Origin of the sequence: Streptomyces sp. NPDC056486 (assembly GCF_042795295.1) — a bacterium.
In the GTDB taxonomy this organism is placed as follows: Bacteria; Actinomycetota; Actinomycetes; order Streptomycetales; family Streptomycetaceae; genus Streptomyces.
The window spans coordinates 1-18,147 of the sequence record NZ_JBHTSF010000171.1 but is presented as its reverse complement, the minus strand read 5'-3'; the positions used below and the strand labels follow the sequence as shown (position 1 = coordinate 18,147).

Below are 18,147 nucleotides of genomic sequence, written 5' to 3'. Positions count from 1 at the left end.
GGCTGTGGCTGTTCACAGCCACAGCCCCTCCAGCGCGATTGCTGCTTACCGGCTCTCCGGCGGGACCGGGGACAGCGAGACTGCCCCTGCGCCCGCCCCTTCCAGCTCAAGCACCCACACCTCGTTCGCGCCCTCCCGCAACACAGGACCGGGGACGAACAGCGAGGTCTGCGGACCCGCCGACCAATAGCGGCCCACATTGAATCCGTTCACCCACACGAACCCCCGCGTCCAGGAGGGGAGTTCGAGGGTGGCGTCCCCGGGCCCGCCGACCTCCACCGTGCCGCGGTACAGGCCGGGGCGGCCCGACGCCGCCTCTCCGGACGCCGGAACCCCTCGCACGGCCTCCGCGGAGGAGAACGCGTCGAGCCGCAGCCCCCCGGCCTCCACCCCGTGCAGATACTGCCGCTCATGCAGGACCCCACCGGTGATGCCCTTCGCCTCGCCGGTCCGCGGCCCGTAGTTGACCCGCCCCAGGGACTCCACCCACAGCTCCACGCGCGCGTGCCCCGCGACAGGCTCGGCGAGGGCGGGCTCCTCCTCGGTGAGGACACCCGCCCGCACCCCGTCCACGTACACCACGGCCCGGTCCCGCAGCCCCCGCACACTCAGCGGATACGGCCGGCGCGGTCCCGGCACGGTCAGCGCGTACCGGACAAGACCGCGGTCCACATCGAGCTCTTCGAAGGTGGGCGGTACGGCGTACTCCGTCAGGGGGCCGCCGAGCGACTCCATGACGGCGGACAGCGGCGCCCACTCGGTGAGGCCGACCGGAGCGTGTTCCCCGAGCGAGGGCGGCGGCGCGGGCAGCTCGGGCAACGGGGCCTCCGCGTACGCGGCGAGCACTTCGCGAAAGCGCCAGAACTTCTCCGTGGGGCGCCCGAACTCGTCGATGGGCGCGTCATAGTCGTACGAGGTGACGTCCGGCTCGAGGACCCCGTCGTGCAGCGCGCCGCCGCCCCGGTTCGCCCCCGCCCACCCGGCGAAGTTCGTGCCGCCGTGCGCCATGTAGAGGTTGACCGAGGCCCCGCACCGAAGGATCTCGCGCAACGCGTCCGCGGCATCGGCCGCGTCCCGTACGACGTGCTCAGCGCCCCAGTGATCGAACCAGCCGCACCAGAACTCCATGCACATCAGCGGCCCCTTGGCTCGATGCCTGCGCAGGGTCTCGAAGCCCGCGCGGGCCTGCGAGCCGAAGTTGACCGTAGCCAGGACGCCGGGGACGGACCCGCCGGTGAGCATGTGGTCCTCGGGGCCGTCGGACGTGAACAGCGGCACGCTCACGCCCTCGGCACGCAGCAGCTCCGTGAGGTGGCGGAGGTAGACCTGGTCCGAACCGTAGCTGCCGTACTCGTTCTCCACCTGCACCATGATCACCGGACCGCCCCGGTCGTGCTGGCGCGGGACGACCTCTCCCAGGACGCGGCCGAACCAGCGGTCCACATGCCCCAGGTACTCCGCGTCGCGGGTGCGCGCGCGTGCCCCCACGGCGCCCGTCAGCCAGTGCGGAAGGCCGCCGTTCTCCCACTCGGCGCAGATGTAGGGACCGGGCCGGACGATCGCCCACAGGCCCGCGTCCCGCGCGGCGTCCAGGAAGCGCCCGAGTGCCTCCACGTCACTGAACTCCCCGGGATGCGGCTCGTGCAGGTTCCACGGAACGTACGTCTCCACGCAGTTGAGCCCCATCGCGCGCAACATCGCCAGGCGGTGACCCCACTGCTCCTCGTGCACCCGGAAGTAGTGCAGCGCACCGGAGAGCAGCCGCACGGGCCGCCCGTCCAGTTCGAAATCGTCCTCGCCCACCCTGAAGCCGTTCATCGTCGTGTCCCTGTGTCCCTCTCGCTCACGGACTGCTCCGCCACGATCACCCCTGGCGGGAGGCAGGGTCCATGGACAAAGATCGAGGTGGGTTGGACGCAGCGAGCGGGCCGCGGCCCGAACGAAAGGGGCACAAGCGGATGTACCACACCTGGATGCGGTATTTCACGCCGAGCCCGGCCCACCACCGCCTCGGCCTCGCCTGCCTCGGCGTGGGCCTGCAGCACGGCCTCCTGCCGACCGTGGGGCCGCGCACCCTCGACCACCACGTCGCCGTCGTCGTGAGCGCGGGCGGCGGCTGGTTCCTGGCGCCCGACGGCAGACGTACGACGGTGACGGCGCCCGCGCTGATCTGGCTCACCCCCGGAGTGCGCCACCACTACGGGCCCGACCCGGAGAGCGGCTGGGACGAGTGCTTCGTCGACTTCACAGGACCCGCCACGACGACGTACACCGAACTCGGCTTCATCGAACCCGACCGGCCCGTCGTGCCGCTCTCCGACGCGACAGGGGCGCGGGCCGCCGTCGGGCGCATCGCGCGCGCGGCACGGCGCGGCAACCCGCTCCTGGAGGTCGAGACGGGCGCCGCCGTCCACGAACTGCTCGTCGCGCTGCGCCGGGCCCGCGCCGACATCGCCCCCGACGGCGACCCGGTGCTCCAGGCGCTCGCCCGCGACGCCTTCCAGCCACTTTCCGTCGCCGAGCACGCCTCACGGCACGGCATGACTCCCGCGGAGCTGCGTACGGCGGTGCGCAGGGGCGCGGGCTGCAGTCCCAAGGACTACCTCCTCGGCATCCGTCTCGGGCGCGCCAAGGAGCTGCTCGCCGCCACGGAGCTCCCGGTGGCGGCCGTCGCGCGCCGCGTCGGCTACGACGATCCCGCGTACTTCTCGCGGCTGTTCACGCGCCGCGTGGGGATGGCGCCCGTCCGCTTCCGTGAGCAGCAGGGACGCGCGGTCCCCGGCGGCTGGTCGCAGCAGATTCCCGACCCCGACGACCCGCCGATTTTGCGCTCTTCCGCCGTCGGGGGCGAAGGATCCACCACGTAGGCTCGTGCACCATGACCACCAGCCACACAAGTGACGCGAACGGCGCCGGCGCCACGGACGAGGCCGTGCGCGCCGAGCTGTCCCGCCTGCGCGACAGCATCGACAACATCGACGCGGCCGTCGTCCACATGCTCGCCGAGCGCTTCAAATGCACCCAGCAGGTCGGCTATCTCAAGGCCAACCACCAGCTCCCGCCCGCCGACCCGGCCCGCGAGGCCCGCCAGATCGCCCGCCTTCGCGAACTCGCGGAGAGCGCGAAGCTGGATCCGGCGTTCGCCGAGAAGCTGCTCAACTTCATCATCGCGGAGGTCATCCGCCACCACGAGACGATCGCCAAGTCGTCGTGACGCGGCCCCGCGGCATCGGCACCGGCATCGGCACAGGCGGCGGCATCGCTCAGGGCTGAGCCCCGATGTCCGGGCACCCCGCACCGTTGTCAGTGACATCAGGCAGCATGGACCCATGTCCGTACTGACGCGCGACGAAGCGCAGACCCGAGCCCGGCTCATCGACGTCCACCGGTACACGGTGGAGCTGGACCTGACCCAGGGAGCCGAAACCTTCGACTCCCGTACCGTCATCCGGTTCTCGGCGCTCGGCGAGCCCACGGCCACGGTCGACACCTTCGTCGAGCTCAAGCCCGTCGAGCTGCGCTCCGTCACCCTCGACGGCCGGCCGCTCGACCCGAAGGACCTCGTCGAGAACCGGCTCCCCCTCACCGGGCTCACCGCGGGCGAGCACGAACTGCGCGTCGACGCGTCCATGCGGTACTCGCACACCGGCGAGGGCATGCACCGCTTCACCGACCCCACGGACGGCGAGGCGTACACGTACACCCAGCTGTTCATGGAGGACGTGCAGCGCGTTTTCGCCGCCTTCGACCAGCCCGACCTGAAGTCCGTCTTCGAGCTGACCGTCACCGCCCCCAAGGGCTGGACCGTCCTCGCGAACGGCGTGACCGAGCACGTGGGCGGCGGGACCTGGCGGGCCGCGGCCACGCCGCTCATCTCGACCTACCTCGTCGCCGTCGCCGCGGGCCCCTGGCACTCGGTCCGCACCGAACACCGCGGGCTGCCCTTCGGCATCCACTGCCGCCGCTCCCTCGCCCCCTTCCTCGACGCCGACGCCGAGGAGATCCTCGACGTCACGCGCGCGTGCTACGACCGGTATCACGAGAAGTTCGAGGAGCCCTACCCCTTCGACTCGTACGACCAGGCGTTCGTCCCGGAGTTCAACGCCGGAGCGATGGAGAACCCCGGACTCGTCACCTTCCGCGACGAGTTCATCTACCGCTCCGCCGTCACCGAGACCGAGCGGCAGACCCGCGCCATGGTCATCGCCCACGAGATGGCCCACATGTGGTTCGGCGACCTCGTCACCCTCAGGTGGTGGGACGACATCTGGCTGAACGAATCCTTCGCCGAGTACATGGGCTTCCAGACCACCGCCGAAGCCACCCGCTTCAGGGACACCTGGACCGACTTCGGCGTCGCCCGCAAGGCCTGGGGGTACGACGCCGATCAGCGCCCCTCCACCCACCCCGTCGCGCCCGACCCGGACGCCGTGCCCGACACCGCGTCCGCGATGCTCAACTTCGACGGCATCTCGTACGCCAAGGGCGCCTCCGCCCTGCGCCAACTCGTCGCCTGGCTCGGCGAGAAGGACTTCCTCGCAGGCATCAACACCCACATCGCCCGGCACAAGTTCTCCAACGCCACCCTCGCCGACTTCATCGATTCCCTCGCCCACAACACCGACCGCGACGTGCACGGATGGGCCGAGGCCTGGCTGCGCACCACCGGCGTCGACACGCTCACCTCGACGGTCACGCACGACGCCCGGGAGTGGACCCTGGCCGTCGACCGCGACGGCAGCCGACCCCACCGCATCGCCGTCGGGGTGTTCGACCGCGACCTCACCGACACCCAGGGCCTGGTCCTGCGCGAGCGTTACGAGACGGACGTCCCCCACTCAGGACCCGCCGCCCCGGCACGCGGCGGCGGACGCCCCGCCCTGATCGTGCCGAACGACCAGGACCTCACATACGCCAAGATCCGCCTCGACGAGGTCTCCATGGAGACGGCCCTGCGCAGCCTCTCCCGGGTCCCCGACGCCCTCACCCGCGCCGTCCTGTGGAACAGCCTGCGCGACATGGTCCGCGACGGTGAACTCGAAGGCGCCGCCTACCTGGAGACGGCCCGCGCGCATCTCCCCGACGAGACCGACCTCGCCCTCGTCCAGGGCGTCCTCGCCTTCGCCACCACCCACGTCGCCGGCCGCTTCGTGCCCCCGGCCCAGCGGCCCTTCGCCCTCACCACGCTCACCGAGCTCTGCCGCGACCTGATCCGGCGTACGGAGGACGGCTCACACCCGGGGCTCCGGCTCACCGCCGTGCGCGGCTTCATCGACGTGGCGACGCGGCCCGACCCCCTCCAGGAGTGGCTCACCGAGGGCACAGTCCCGGGCGGCCCCGAGCTCGACCCCGAGCTGCGCTGGCGCGTCCTGACCCGCCTCGCCGTCCTCGGCGCCGCCGACGAGACCGCGATCGCCGCCGAACTGGAGCGCGACCCCAGCGCCACCGGACAGGAAGGCGCGGCCCGCTGCCGGGCCGCACTGCCCGACCCGGAGGCCAAGCACCGCGCGTGGGAGGCGATGTTCACCTCCGACGACCTCTCCAACTACCTCCTCACCGCCACCGCCCAGGGCTTCTGGCAGCCCGAACAGGCCGACCTCGTAAGGGAGTACATCCCCCGCTACTTCGAGGACGCGGTCGCCCTCGCCGCCCGCCGTGGCCCCGCCATCGCCGACGTCGCAGGACGCTGGGCCTTCCCCGCCACCGCGGTGGACGCCGAAACACTCCGCCTGGGCGAACAGTGCCTCCGCGACGCCGACCCCATCCCCGCCCTGCGCCGCAAACTGGCCGACCAACTGGACGACTTGGCACGGGCGTTGCGGGTACGGGAGGCGACGGCTTCCTGAATCCCGGCGGCGTGAGGACTAGGTCCGCAGACCTATGCGGACCTGGTCCCAGCCGACGATCCCCGCGGCCCTTGCGTCCCCCTAGGCTCGAAGATCCAGCCCGAGACCCCCAGGAGCCCCCCCCGTGATAGTCGCCACCGGCGCCACCGGAAACGTGGGCCGCGCCCTCGTCACCCAGCTCACCGCCGCACAGACGCCCGTCCGCGCACTGACCCGCGATCCGCTGCGGGCCCGGCTGCCCCAGGGCGCCGAGGTGGCGCGCTTCGACCCCGCCGCCGAACCGGCCGCCCTCGCCCCGCTGTTCGACGGCGCGTCCGCGCTGTTCCTGCACAGGGCGTCCGTCGGCGAGCACACCGACGCGATCCTCGCGGCGGCCCGCAAGGGCGGCGTCCAGCGCGTCGTCGTGCTGTCGTCGGGCATCATCCAGGACGGCGCCGACGAGACCCACCCCATCCACGTCGTCCACGCGGACCTGGAGAAGAGGGTGCGTGAGAGCGGCCTCGACTGGACCTCCCTGCGGCCCAACGCCTTCGCCGCGAACTCCCTTCAGTGGGCGGACCAGATCCGCGCGGGCGACACCGTCCGCGGCCCCTTTGCGGGAGCCCTGACCGCGCCCATCCACGAGGCCGACATCGCCGCCGTCGCCGTCCGCGCACTCCTGGACGACGGACACCAGGGCGCCGCCCACCGCCTCACGGGGCCGACCGCGGTATCGACCGACGAGCAGATCCACGCCATCGGCAGGGCACTGGGCCGCGACCTCCGGTTCGACGAGATACCGGCGGAGGAAGTGACCGAGGAAATGTTCTCGCACGTCCCTCCGGCGATGCTGCCCGCCCTCCTAAAGTCGTTCGCCGCGGCCGTCGGAGCAGCACCGGAGATCACCACCACCGTGGAGTCGGTGACAGGCACCCCGGCGCGAACCTTCACGGAGTGGGCACGGGACCACAGGGACGATTTCAGGGCCTGAGCCACCAGCGCCCCGCAGGGGCCCGGGGCTGTGACATAGGCGGCTCCGCCGCGTGGGCGCGACAAACACCCACCGGCCCGCAGGTCCATCACCGCCCACCCGCGCGGTAGCGCCTAGCACCCCCGCCCACGCCAACACGCATTCTCCGCACGGCAGTACCACTTTCGGGTTCGGATCACCGAGGTCCCCGGGCGCGCCGCCTGCTCGCCAGACAGGCTGGAGTCCCAGTCCGCGCGCACCCGAAGGACGTCGCCCATGAGCACTCCGCCGCCCCTCGCCGGAGGCGCCCAAGGACCCGACGCGCTGCAGCCGTTGCTCACCGCCACCCTGGAGGCTCTGCGCACCGGGGCGACCGCGCGCGGCGGGCCGCTCCCCGCGGGCGGCCCCACCGCCGTCGCCGCCCGGGTGCGCGAGGCCGCGGGCGACATCCTGCCCGCCCGGGGCGAAGGCGCCGAACCGGCCCTGCGCACGCTGGTCCACGCACTCGCCGAGGGCGCCGCCGACCCCGCGGACCCGCTCTGCGCCGCCCACCTCCACTGCCCGCCCCTCGCACTCGCCGTCGCCGCCGACCTGGCCGCGTCGGCGCTCAACCCCTCCATGGACTCCTGGGACCAGGCCCCCGCCGCATCGGAGATCGAAACCCTGGTCACGCGCGCCCTCGCCGCCGAGGCCTACGGAACCGGCAGGGGAGACGCCCTCGTCACCACCGGCGGCACCGAGTCCAACCAGCTCGCCCTGCTCCTCGCCCGCGAGCGCGCCGCCGCGCACGGCCCCGTCCAGCTCATCGCCGGCGAGAACGCCCACCACTCCCTCGGACGCGCCGCCTGGCTCCTCGGCATGCCAGAACCGGTCGTCGTCCCCGCGCCCGCCGGTGTCCTCGACCCCGCCGCGCTCGACGAGGCGCTGTCCGAACTCACCGGACCACCAGGATCGTTCCTCGTCACCGCCACGGCGGGCACCACCGACGCCGGACTCATCGACCCCCTCGACCAGATCGCCGACCTCTGCGCACGCCACGGCGCCCGCCTGCACATCGACGCCGCGTACGGCGGCCCGCTCCTCTTCAGCGACGTACGCAGAGTGCGCCTGCACGGCATGGAGCGCGCCGACAGCGTCACGTTCGACCTGCACAAGCTCGGCTGGCAGCCTGTCGCCGCCGGTCTTCTCCTGGTCCGTGACCCGAACGACCTCGCGGCACTCGGCCACCACGCCGACTACCTCAACGCGGGCGACGACACCGAAGCGGGCCTCCCCGACCTCCTCGGCCGCTCCCTGCGCACCACACGCAGGCCCGACGTACTCAAGATCGCCGTCACCCTCAAGGCCCTCGGGCGTGAAGGGATCGGCGCGCTCGTCGACGAGGTCTGCGCGCAGGCCGAGGAGTTCGCCGGGCTCATCACCGCGCACCCCGGCTTCGAGCTCCACGACCAGCCCGTCATCAGCACGGTCCTCTTCCGGCCCGTCGGCGCCGACGACGACCACATCGCGTACGTACGGCGGGAACTGCTCGGACAGGGCCGCGCCGTGCTCGGGCGGGCCAGGATCGACGGACGCCGCTGGCTCAAGGCCACCCTGCTCAACCCGCACACCCGGCCCGGCGACCTCGCCGAGCTGCTGAAGCTCGTGGAAGGAACCACCCCCCGATGACCGGCCAGAACGACAAGCCCGCCCCGCCGCTCACCACACCCGAAAAACCCCGGGACCTGGTCGGCATCGGCATCGGCCCCTTCAACCTCTCCCTCGCCGCCCTCGCCCAGCCCCTGGCCGGGATCGACGCCGCCTTCTACGAACAGCGCCCCGGCTTCCACTGGCACCCCGGACTCCTCATCGACGGCGCCAGCCTCCAAGTGCCCTTCCTCGCCGACCTGGTGACCCTCGCCGACCCCGCGAACCCCTGGTCCTTCCTCAGCTACCTCAAGTCCCGCGAGCGGCTCTTCCCCTTCTACTTCGCCGAGCGTTTCCACATCCAGCGCGCCGAGTACGACGCGTACTGCCGCTGGGTCAGCGAGCACCTTCCCGCACTGCACTTCGGACACCAGGTCGACGCGGTGCGCTGGAACCCCGAACGGGACCTCTTCGAGGTGGACTTCACACAGCTCGACGCCGAGGGAGAGGCCGAGGCGCTCGGCCGTACGTACACGAAGAACATCGTCGTCGGCGTCGGCACCGCGCCCTACATCCCCGAGCCCCTGAAGCCCCTCGCGGACGCCCCCGCCGTCCCCGTGATCCACTCCGCGGACTACCTCCTGCACCGCGACAGGCTGCTCTCCGCCGACCACATCACCGTCATCGGCTCGGGCCAGTCCGGCGCCGAGGTCTTCCTCGACCTGCTCAAGCACCGCCCGGCAGGCGCCGAGAAGATCCACTGGCTCGCCCGCACCGAGGCCTTCGCCCCCATGGAGTACTCCAAGCTCGGCCTGGAACACTTCACCCCCGACTACACCCGCTACTTCCACTCCCTGCCCGAAAACGTGCGCGACGGCCTCGTCCCCCACCAGTGGCAGCTCCACAAGGGCATCGACGCCGACACCATCGCCGCCATCCACGACGAGCTCTACCAGCGCACCCTGCACGGCGGCTGGCCCGACGCCGTCCTCACCCCGGGCGTCTCCGTACGCACCGCGGGCCGCGTCGCCACCACCCGCGTGGAACTCCACCTGGAACACCTCCAGCAGGGCACCCGCTCCCGCCTCACCACGGACGCCGTCGTCCTGGCCACCGGCTACCGCGAGCGCCCCCTCGACCAGCTCCTCGCGGGACTCGACCCCTACATGCGCAGGGACTCCTCGGAGCGCCCCCGCATCGACGAGCAGTACCGCCTGGTCCTGGACCCCTCCGTCACCGGCGGCGGCGGGAGCGTCTACGTCCAGAACGCCGAACGCCACACCCACGGCGTCGGCGCCCCCGACCTCGGCCTCGCCGCCTGGCGCAGCGCCACCATCCTCAACAGCCTGACGGGGACGTCCCCCTACCCGCTCCCGGAGCGCACCGCGTTCACCAGCTTCGGCCTCCAGGAACCGCAGGCCCGCGCTGCCACCGGCCTCATCGGCGAGCAGCGCGGCAACCTCGTACGGCTCAAGAACTGACGAGCTCAAGAACTGACGAGCTGATGGGCGTCAGAACACCGGAGTGCCGTCCCGGGTCAGCTTCCAGTCCACCGAAGCGAACGTGGCCGGGTCGACCGTCCCCTTCGCCTGGACCCACTGGATGATCGTGTTGCGGATCTCGTCCGAGTTCGCCCACAGCTGCTTGGCGGCGGCCACGTGCGGGAAGTTCCCGCCGCCGCTGGCACGGTAGTTGTTGACGGCGAGCACGAACTCCGCCTTCGGATCGATGTCCTTGCCGTCGAAGCTCAGCTTCACGATCCGCGAACCCACCGGCTTGGCGATGTCGATCTCGTACGTCACGCCGTACAGCGCGTCGTAGTTGTAGTCCGGGGTGTTGTCCGCGTTCGTCAGCTTCTCCGGGTCCACCGGCGCGCCGGCCGCCGTCTGCACGTAGTAGCGCGCCGAGTACTCCAGGTACTCCTTGAGCTGCGCACCCGTGACGAGCCGCGCCTCAAGGGTGTTCTCGAACGGGTAGAGACCCGCCGCGTCCTTGATCGTCACCTCGCCCGCCGGGATCCCCGCCGTACGCGAGAAGCACGAGGCCTGCGAGAGCACGGGGAGCGCCGCGTACTGGCCGCCCGCAAGGGCCGCCTTGACCGTCTCCGCCTGGACATGGCTGATCAGATCGATGATCGCGACATCCTTGTACGGGCCTTCGGCCGTGCTCATCGCCTGTGTCGACGTGCCGATGACCTGGTTGACGTACGCGACGACCTTCTTGTGCTCGTCGGTGAGAAGCCCGGTGATCTTGCGGTCCTCCGCCGCCGTATTGGAGTTGAGGACTTTCGCGCCGACCTTCTCCACCGTCCAGCGGCCCTTCGCCCACACCAGGTCGAAGTCGAAGAGCGTCAGGCGCTGGCCCCACTTCAGCGGCTCGGACAGGACGACCTTCTTGCCGGTCTTCTTGTTCTCCACGAAGTACTCGGCGATCTCCGTGTGCGCGTGCCCGACCAGGATCGCGTCGATCCCGGGCACCTGCTCGGCCACCAGACCCGCCGCGTTCTCGATGTACGGGAGCTGATCACCGTACGAAGAGGTGCCGCTGGAGCCGGAGTGCGCCGAGACGATCACGACGTCCGCGCCCATGGACCGCAGCTTGGGCACCCACTTCGCCGCCTGCTCCTCAAGGCCCGGGAACGTCATCTTGCCCTGGACGTTCGCCTTGTCCCAGATCGCGATGCCGGGATTGGTCAGGCCGAGCACCGCCACCTTCACGTCGCGGCCGTGCGGGGTGCGCAGGCGCTTCATGAAGTACGGCGGGAAAGCGGGCTTCTGCGTCTTCGCGTCGAGCGCGTTGGCGCCGAGGAGCGGGAATTCGCACTGCTCCTCGAATTTCCGCAGAACCGGAATGCCGTAGTTGAATTCATGGTTGCCGAGCGCCGCCGCGTCATAGCCGATGCGGTTCATCGCCTGCGCCATCGGATGGACCGGGCCGCGCTTCGCGGTGATCGGGTCGATCTTCGCGTAGTAGTACGAGAGCTGGGTGCCCTGAATGGTGTCGCCCGCGTCGATGAGAAGCGTGTTGCGCCGGCCTCTCTCCTCGCGGATCTCGTTCACGAGGGTGGAGATCTTCGCCAGGCCCACATCGTTGTGGTCCTTGTCGTCGAACTCCTTGTCCGTGAAGTAGTCCCAGTTGAAGACATTGCCGTGCAGGTCCGTCGTGCCCATGACGGTGAACGAGTACCGCTTCTTCCGCTTGGCGGGCTTCTGCGGCGAGTGCGCCGACGCGGAGGGCGCGGCGGCCACGCCGCCCGCGAGAGCCACACCCGTGGCTGCGGCGGACTTGCCCAGGAACTTCCGGCGGTTCAGCGGCATTTCGTACTCCCCTTGGACCCTTGGTCGATCGATGTAACGCGCGTAGATTCTGACCCCGATCACCACACCCGCAACAGACCCCGCAGGTTTCGATCCGATGACTGTCCGGTGCCACGCCCCGACGACTGTCCGGCGTCGCCCCCCAGTGCAAGAGTGGCCGCATGGACGAGACCACCCCCACCGCCGCCCCCTACGGCACCCCCGACGCCCCGCGCCTGGCCGTCAAGGGCGAGGCACACCTCGAAGTCGACCCCGAGATCGCCCGCATCGGCATCACCGTCAGCGCACGCGGCACCGACCGGCGCGACGCCCTGAACGACCTCACGCGCCGCAACGCCACCGTCATCGACCTCGTGAAGACGTACGGCGAATCCGTCGAGAAACTGGAGACCGGCGCCTTCTCCATCAGCCCCGAACTGACCAAGCACGGCCGCGGCGAACGCGTCCGCGCCTACCTCGGCCGGGTCCACGTCACCGCCGAACTCACCGACTTCACCGCACTCGGTGAACTCACCACACGCCTCGCGGACCTCGAACTGACCCGCGTCGACGGCCCCTACTGGGCCCTGCGGCCCGACTCGCCCACCCACCGCGAGGCCCGACAGCAGGCCGTCAGGGAAGCGGTGCAGCGGGGCCGCGAGTACGCCCAGGCACTCGGAACGGGCCTCGCCGCCCTCGTCGAACTCGCCGACATCGGCGCCGAGAACGCCCAACCGTACGGCTACGGCGGCCCGTCACCCGCCATGCGCACCGTCGCGTACGGCGGCGCGCCCGACATGGGCGAGGAAGCCGCACCCCTCGACCTCGAACCCCAGAGGCAACACGTCTACGCACAGGTCAACGCACGCTTCACGATGACACCGCCGCAGCTGTAGCCACGGAATTACTGTGGGCACAGGGAATTTACGCAGCGGGGCGCCCAGTAAATCGCTCATCAGAGCGGCGCCCCGCACAATTCAACACTTGTCAATAACCTTTCACGCGACGGTTGTTGAGTAGTCATGCCCAGCCAATTCCCTACCCACCGGTAAGGCCTAGGCTCGAAGCATGCGTCGAGCAAAAATCGTCTGTACCCTGGGCCCCGCCACCGACTCGTACGACCAGATCAAGGCACTGGTCGAAGCCGGAATGGACGTGGCTCGCTTCAACCTCAGTCACGGCACCTACGCCGAACACGAAGAGCGCTATCAGCGCGTTCGGAAGGCCGCTGACGAGACCGGCCGCAGCGTCGGCGTCCTCGCCGACCTTCAAGGCCCGAAGATCCGCCTCGGCCGATTCAGCGAAGGACCTGTACTCCTTGAACGGGGCGACGAGTTCACCATCACCGTCGAAGAGGGCGTCCAGGGCGACCGCCAGACCTGCGGAACGACCTACGAAGGCCTCGCCGACGACGTCACCCCCGGTGAACGCATCCTCGTCGACGACGGCAAAGTGACCCTCGAGGTCACAGCGGTCGACGGTCCCCGCGTGACCACCACCGTGGTCGAGGGCGGCATGGTCTCCGACCACAAGGGCCTCAACCTCCCCGGCGTCGCCGTCTCCGTCCCCGCGCTCTCCGACAAGGACGTGGCGGACCTGCGCTGGGCCCTGCGTTCAGGGTTCGACGTCATCGCCCTGTCCTTCGTCCGCAGCGGACGCGACATCGAGGACGTGCACCGCATCATGGACGAGGAAGGCCGCCGCCTCCCCGTCATCGCCAAGGTGGAGAAGCCCCAGGCCGTCGAGAACATCGACGACATCGTCGCCGCCTTCGACGCGATCATGGTCGCCCGCGGAGACCTCGGCGTCGAGATGCCCCTCGAACAGGTGCCGATCGTCCAGAAGCGCGCCATCAAGCTCGCCAAGCGGAACGCGAAGCCGGTCATCGTCGCCACCCAGATGCTCGACTCGATGATCGACAACTCCCGCCCCACCCGCGCGGAAGCCTCGGACGTCGCGAACGCCGTCATCGACGGCACCGACGCCGTGATGCTCTCCGGCGAGACCAGCGTCGGCAAGTACCCCATCGAAACGGTCCGCACGATGGGCCGCATCGTCGAAGCCGCCGAGGAAGACATCCTCGGCAAGGGCCTCCCGCCACTGACCGAACGCAACAAGCCCCGCACCCAGGGCGGCGCGGTGGCCCGCGCCGCGGCCGAGATGGGGGACTTCCTGGGCGCCAAGTTCCTCGTGGCCTTCACGCAGTCCGGCGACACCGTCCGCCGCCTCTCGCGCTACCGCTCACCCATCCCGCTGCTCGCCTTCACCCCCGACCGGGCGACACGCTCGCAGCTCAACCTCACCTGGGGCGTGGAGACCTTCCTCGGCCCGCACGTCGAATCCACCGACGCCATGGTCAACCAGGTCGACGAACTCCTCTTGAAGTACGGCCGCTGCGAGCGCGGCGACGTCGTGGTCATCACCGCCGGATCCCCGCCCGGAGTCGCGGGCTCCACCAACCTCGTACGCATCCACCACATCGGCGAGGACGACAGCCCGAAGTAGGCAGATCGCGTACGTGGGCCGAAGGGCCGCTCCGGGGGGAGCGGTCCCTCGGCTTCTGTTTGCGCGCGCCCGGGGCATGACGATGGTTTGCACGCCCAGGGCATGACGATGGTGCGCGCCTAGGGCGTCACGATCGCGAAATTCGGATCCGGCTTCTCCACCACGCCGAGCAACTCGGCGAGAAGCGACGCGTCACCCTCGACCTCGATGTCCCCGAGCCCCTTGCCACCCAGCATCGCAAGCAGCTGAGGCTTGGTCATCGTCAGCGTGACCCCCGCACCCGGATCCCTCTTCGCGTCGCTGCGATACGTCAACACCCCGTTCCGCAACGTCAGATGCCAGATCTTCCCCAACGCCGGAAGACTCCAGTCCATCCGCAACCTCAGGTCCCACGCCTTCGGCCCGTTCACCCGGATCGCCACCGAATCGATCAACTGGTCCACCGAAAGCGCCATCAGCATGTCCGCACTCGTCACGGACGTCGGTGACGTCCGCACACCCTCACGCAGCTCCTGAGCGCCCGTCAGATAAAAGTTCCGCCACACGGCGTTCTCCGACGCCTGCCCCAACTCGACGTACAACCTGGCGAGTTCGGACTTGGCGGCTTTGTGGCCCGGATCCGCGAACACCACGTGATTGAGCAGCGTCACCGCGAACCGCAGATCACCGCCCCGCGCGAACGCCTTGGCCTTCACGACCGTCGCCGTACGGCCCCCCATGGCCTTCACGTACCGCTTGGCCTCCTCAGCCGGCGGGTGCTCCCACAGATGCGCGGGATTGCCGTCGAACCAGCCCATGTACCGCTGATAGATGCCCTTCACGTTATGACTCAGCGACCCGTAGTACCCGCGATTCGCCCACACGCCCGCGAGCGCGGGCGGCAACACGATCTCCTCGGCGATCTCACGCCCCGTCATCCCCCCATTGATCATCCGCAGCGTCTGATCGTGCATGTACGCGTACAGATCCCGCTGCTGTTCCAGCAGCTCCACGATCGTGTCCCCGCCCCACGTCGGCCAGTGATGCGAAGCGAAGGCGACATCCGCCCGCCCGTCGAACAACACCACCGACTCGTTCAAGTAGCGCGCCCACTGCCGCGCGTCCCGCACCTGCGCACCCCGCAACGTAATGATGTTGTGCATCGTGTGCGTCGCGTTCTCCGCCATACAGACGGCACGCAGCTCAGGAAGCAGGAAGTTCATCTCCGCCGCGGCCTCGGTCCCCGGCGTCATCTGGAACTCGAACCTCACCCCGTCGACGGTCTCGACCTGACCGGTCTCCGTGATGTCCTTGGTCGGCGGAATGAGCCCGATCGACCCGACCGAAACGGTCTGCCCGAGCCCGCAACCTATCTGCCCCGCAGGGGACTTGGGGAGCAGCGCACCGTACATATAGCCGGAGCGCCGCTGCATCGCCGTCCCCGCGTAGACGTTCTCCGAGACGGCATGCTCCATAAAACCCTCGGGCGCGAGGATCGGTACGTCATCCTCCCCCGCACCGTCCGGCAGCACACCGCGGCAGCCGCCGAAATGGTCGACGTGCGGATGCGTGTAGATCAGCCCGGTGACCTTCTTCTCGCCGCGGTGCGCACGGAACAGCTTCAGCGCGGCGGCCGCGGTCTCCGCCGAGATCAGCGGGTCGATGACGACGATGCCGGTGTCGCCCTCGACGATCGTCATGTTCGACAGATCGAGGCCACGCACCTGATAGACGCGGTCCGTGACCTTGTAGAGCCCCTGCTTCGACACGAGCTGCGACTGACGCCACAGGCTCTTATGCGCGGACTTGGGGGCGTCGCCCTTCAGGAAGCCGTACGCGTCGCTGTCCCAGACGACCTGCCCCTTGGCGTTCTTCACGACACCCGGGGTGAGGGCGGCGATGAACCCCTTGTCGGCGTCGGCGAAGTCGTCCCCGCTCTTGCCGGTGCCCTTGCTGGTGCCATCGCGGCCGACGGCGGACGCGGTCAGGGGATTCATGGCCACGGCTGCCGCGGCAGCACCTGCGGCGGCGACGACGAAGCTTCGCCTGTTCAAGGGAGTCATGGGGCCGAAGATCGCAGCGGGGCAGAGGGCGGGGCAAGGGCCCGCCGGGAATTTGGGACAGGTCCCAGGGCGGGTGAGGGAGAGGGGTGACGTGTCCTATTGCGGGAGGGGCGCCGGGGTCAGTATTTGGGGCCTACGTGGGTGTCCATGAGGGCTACTGAGGCTTTGCGGGCTACGGAGATGGTGTCCGCGGCGCGGCTCTGGCGGAGCGACTTCCACTCGACGCCCAGGCGGTCGAGGGTGTCTGTGTAGAGGCGGATGATGTCGGTCGATGTATTCGTGAAGAAGTACCGCGGGTACTCGTAGCGCTTGCGTTCGCCGCCGACGAGGCGGGTCGTCCAGTTGGTGACGCGGCAGCCGTCGGAGTGGATGAGGCCGCGGATGAACTCCCAGTGGTGGGCGTCGACGATCTCCTGCTGCCAGGATTCAAGGGCGATGGCGCGGTTGTGCTTCTTGCCGGGGCCGTGCTGGGGGAAGAGACAGGGCCAGTGCTTGCTGGTGACAACAACTGATACGTATCCCTCTCGCTGGACGCGGCAGACAGCGTTGTCCGGCTGCACAGAGCGGATCGCGTGCTCGCAGGCATCGATGAGACCGGGCCAAGCATCGGCACAGGCAATACGAAGGGCATACACGCCCTTGCGCATGATGCTGAGACAACCGTCACCGAGGTACAAGCCTAGGAGGTAGGAGTAGGCAGCCTGGTCGAGCCGCCGACCGTCACACCGAGGGCACTGTGGATTGGGCCTGCCTGGGCACTCCCCGCGTTTAGATCGGTCCACGTGGAGCCACTTACCGATCGTGCCTGGGGGGACGCTCAGCAGGCGTGCGACGTCGGCGTTCCTGGCGCCGCCTCGCAGCAAGGTGAGCGCTTTCTGTCGTACCTCAGTTCCGTGAAAGGACATACGGGCACTCTGGGTTGCAAGGGGTCCCGGTGTGTAACAAAAAGCGGATGTTCACGAGAACGTGAACATCCGCTTTCCGCACTACAAGTGCCCGGTGTGGGATTCGAACCCACATGCCCGTAAGGGCACGGCATTTTGAGTGCCGCGAGTCTGACCAGTTCCTCCAACCGGGCAGGCTGTGGAGCTGAGGGAACTATACCGGGTCTCCGCCGGACCCTGCAGCTAGGTAGGCTGGCGACGCAGCAGTACCTGCCCGGCCCGCAACAAGGAGCCCCCGTGACTTCCCCCGAGTCGCCCCAGCCCGTAGCCGATGACGACGACAAGTCGCACGTGCCTCCGCTGACGACCCGTGTCGTCATCGCAGAGGACGAGGCTCTTATCCGGCTCGACCTCAAGGAGATGCTCGAGGAAGAGGGTTACACCGTCGTCGGCGAGGCCGGTGACGGTGAGAAAGCCGTCGAGCTGGCCCGCGAGCACAAGCCGGACCTGGTGATCCTGGACGTGAAGATGCCCGTCATGGACGGCATCTCGGCGGCCGAGAAGATCGCGGAGGAGAGCATCGCCCCGGTGCTCATGCTGACCGCGTTCTCGCAGCGTGACCTGGTCGAGCGGGCCAGGGACGCCGGCGCGATGGCGTACCTCGTGAAGCCTTTCAGCAAGACCGACGTGGTGCCCGCCATCGAGATGGCCGTCTCGCGCTACACGGAGCTCAAGACGCTGGAGAGCGAGGTCGCGGACCTCACTCTGCGTCTGGAGACGCGCAAGCTGGTGGACCGCGCCAAGTCGATCCTGCAGACGGAGTACGGCCTCACCGAGCCCGCCGCGTTCCGCTGGATCCAGAAGACGTCGATGGACCGGCGCCTTTCGATGCAGCAGGTCGCGGAGGCGGTCATCGAGGACGCCGACGAGAAGAAGGCAGCGAAGGGGCAGTAGTCCCCGCTCGCAGACGTACGAGAAGGCCCGCACCCGGATTCGGGG

Annotated in this window: 13 protein-coding genes and 1 tRNA gene; 9 read left to right on the top strand and 5 right to left on the bottom strand. The window is 69.5% G+C overall.

Annotated elements, in window-relative coordinates:
• Nucleotides 1–45 precede the first annotated feature (45 nt).
• Nucleotides 46–1,818, bottom strand: a complete 1,773-nt coding sequence (locus ACFQ7F_RS38915; protein ID WP_383281786.1) for a beta-galactosidase family protein — start codon at nucleotides 1,816–1,818, stop codon at nucleotides 46–48.
• A 140-nt stretch (nucleotides 1,819–1,958) separates the two neighbouring features.
• Here ACFQ7F_RS38915 and ACFQ7F_RS38910 point away from each other — a divergent pair, with 140 nt between their 5' ends.
• From ACFQ7F_RS38910 to ACFQ7F_RS38885, 6 genes are all read left to right on the top strand, one after another.
• The gene (locus ACFQ7F_RS38910) at nucleotides 1,959–2,867 is read left to right on the top strand and encodes a helix-turn-helix domain-containing protein (RefSeq protein WP_383281783.1); all 909 of its coding nucleotides are present in this window, start codon (nucleotides 1,959–1,961) and stop codon (nucleotides 2,865–2,867) included.
• An 11-nt stretch (nucleotides 2,868–2,878) separates the two neighbouring features.
• Nucleotides 2,879–3,214, top strand: coding sequence for a chorismate mutase (locus ACFQ7F_RS38905; protein WP_383281780.1), 336 nt, complete (start codon nucleotides 2,879–2,881; stop codon nucleotides 3,212–3,214).
• Nucleotides 3,215–3,329: 115 nt separating this feature from the next.
• Nucleotides 3,330–5,846, top strand: a complete 2,517-nt coding sequence (pepN, locus tag ACFQ7F_RS38900) for an aminopeptidase N (RefSeq protein WP_383281777.1) — start codon at nucleotides 3,330–3,332, stop codon at nucleotides 5,844–5,846.
• 124 nt (nucleotides 5,847–5,970) lie between these two features.
• Nucleotides 5,971–6,816, top strand: coding sequence for an NAD(P)H-binding protein (locus tag ACFQ7F_RS38895; protein WP_383281774.1), 846 nt, complete (start codon nucleotides 5,971–5,973; stop codon nucleotides 6,814–6,816).
• Nucleotides 6,817–7,071: 255 nt separating this feature from the next.
• Nucleotides 7,072–8,463, top strand: coding sequence for a pyridoxal phosphate-dependent decarboxylase family protein (locus ACFQ7F_RS38890; RefSeq protein ID WP_383281771.1), 1,392 nt, complete (start codon nucleotides 7,072–7,074; stop codon nucleotides 8,461–8,463).
• Nucleotides 8,460–9,902, top strand: coding sequence for a lysine N(6)-hydroxylase/L-ornithine N(5)-oxygenase family protein (locus ACFQ7F_RS38885; protein WP_383281768.1), 1,443 nt, complete (start codon nucleotides 8,460–8,462; stop codon nucleotides 9,900–9,902). The genes ACFQ7F_RS38890 and ACFQ7F_RS38885 overlap by 4 nt, the downstream gene beginning before the upstream one ends.
• A gap of 30 nt (nucleotides 9,903–9,932) precedes the next feature.
• On the opposite strand, the gene ACFQ7F_RS38880 is transcribed toward ACFQ7F_RS38885, so the two are convergent.
• A complete protein-coding gene (locus ACFQ7F_RS38880; RefSeq protein WP_383281766.1) occupies nucleotides 9,933–11,738 on the bottom strand; it encodes a bifunctional metallophosphatase/5'-nucleotidase in 1,806 nt (601 codons plus the stop codon).
• 161 nt (nucleotides 11,739–11,899) lie between these two features.
• Between ACFQ7F_RS38880 and ACFQ7F_RS38875 the strand changes: the two genes are divergently transcribed.
• Together ACFQ7F_RS38875 and pyk are read left to right on the top strand one after the other, a co-directional pair.
• Nucleotides 11,900–12,613 (top strand): SIMPL domain-containing protein, encoded by a 714-nt coding sequence (locus ACFQ7F_RS38875; protein ID WP_383281763.1) that lies wholly within the window; start codon nucleotides 11,900–11,902, stop codon nucleotides 12,611–12,613.
• Nucleotides 12,614–12,785: 172 nt separating this feature from the next.
• Complete coding sequence (pyk, locus tag ACFQ7F_RS38870; RefSeq protein WP_383281760.1) at nucleotides 12,786–14,222, top strand: pyruvate kinase; 1,437 nt, start codon at nucleotides 12,786–12,788, stop codon at nucleotides 14,220–14,222.
• A gap of 119 nt (nucleotides 14,223–14,341) precedes the next feature.
• Here the strand turns inward: pyk and ACFQ7F_RS38865 are convergent, their stop codons facing one another.
• The 3 genes from ACFQ7F_RS38865 to ACFQ7F_RS38855 form a co-directional block, all read right to left on the bottom strand.
• Complete coding sequence (locus ACFQ7F_RS38865; protein WP_383281757.1) at nucleotides 14,342–16,264, bottom strand: alkyl/aryl-sulfatase; 1,923 nt, start codon at nucleotides 16,262–16,264, stop codon at nucleotides 14,342–14,344.
• 119 nt (nucleotides 16,265–16,383) lie between these two features.
• A complete protein-coding gene (locus ACFQ7F_RS38860) occupies nucleotides 16,384–17,169 on the bottom strand; it encodes a helix-turn-helix domain-containing protein (RefSeq protein ID WP_383281754.1) in 786 nt (261 codons plus the stop codon).
• Nucleotides 17,170–17,257: 88 nt separating this feature from the next.
• Nucleotides 17,258–17,342: transfer RNA gene (locus tag ACFQ7F_RS38855), tRNA-Leu, on the bottom strand.
• Between the two features lie 103 nt (nucleotides 17,343–17,445).
• Between ACFQ7F_RS38855 and ACFQ7F_RS38850 the strand changes: the two genes are divergently transcribed.
• Nucleotides 17,446–18,102 (top strand): ANTAR domain-containing response regulator, encoded by a 657-nt coding sequence (locus ACFQ7F_RS38850; protein WP_249590519.1) that lies wholly within the window; start codon nucleotides 17,446–17,448, stop codon nucleotides 18,100–18,102.
• Nucleotides 18,103–18,147 lie beyond the last annotated feature (45 nt).

Excerpts from the sequence above, each read along its gene's own strand:
- ACFQ7F_RS38865 (WP_383281757.1), bottom strand. The coding sequence starts at position 16,264 with ATGACTCCCTTGAACAGGCGAAGCTTCGTCGTCGCCGCCGCAGGTGCT.
- ACFQ7F_RS38880 (WP_383281766.1), bottom strand. The coding sequence starts at position 11,738 with ATGCCGCTGAACCGCCGGAAGTTCCTGGGCAAGTCCGCCGCAGCCACG.
- ACFQ7F_RS38890 (WP_383281771.1), top strand. The coding sequence starts at position 7,072 with ATGAGCACTCCGCCGCCCCTCGCCGGAGGCGCCCAAGGACCCGACGCG.
- ACFQ7F_RS38905 (WP_383281780.1), top strand. The coding sequence starts at position 2,879 with ATGACCACCAGCCACACAAGTGACGCGAACGGCGCCGGCGCCACGGAC.
- ACFQ7F_RS38910 (WP_383281783.1), top strand. The coding sequence starts at position 1,959 with ATGTACCACACCTGGATGCGGTATTTCACGCCGAGCCCGGCCCACCAC.
- ACFQ7F_RS38915 (WP_383281786.1), bottom strand. The coding sequence starts at position 1,818 with ATGAACGGCTTCAGGGTGGGCGAGGACGATTTCGAACTGGACGGGCGG.
- ACFQ7F_RS38875 (WP_383281763.1), top strand. The coding sequence starts at position 11,900 with ATGGACGAGACCACCCCCACCGCCGCCCCCTACGGCACCCCCGACGCC.
- ACFQ7F_RS38885 (WP_383281768.1), top strand. The coding sequence starts at position 8,460 with ATGACCGGCCAGAACGACAAGCCCGCCCCGCCGCTCACCACACCCGAA.
- pepN (WP_383281777.1), top strand. The coding sequence starts at position 3,330 with ATGTCCGTACTGACGCGCGACGAAGCGCAGACCCGAGCCCGGCTCATC.
- ACFQ7F_RS38860 (WP_383281754.1), bottom strand. The coding sequence starts at position 17,169 with ATGTCCTTTCACGGAACTGAGGTACGACAGAAAGCGCTCACCTTGCTG.
- pyk (WP_383281760.1), top strand. The coding sequence starts at position 12,786 with ATGCGTCGAGCAAAAATCGTCTGTACCCTGGGCCCCGCCACCGACTCG.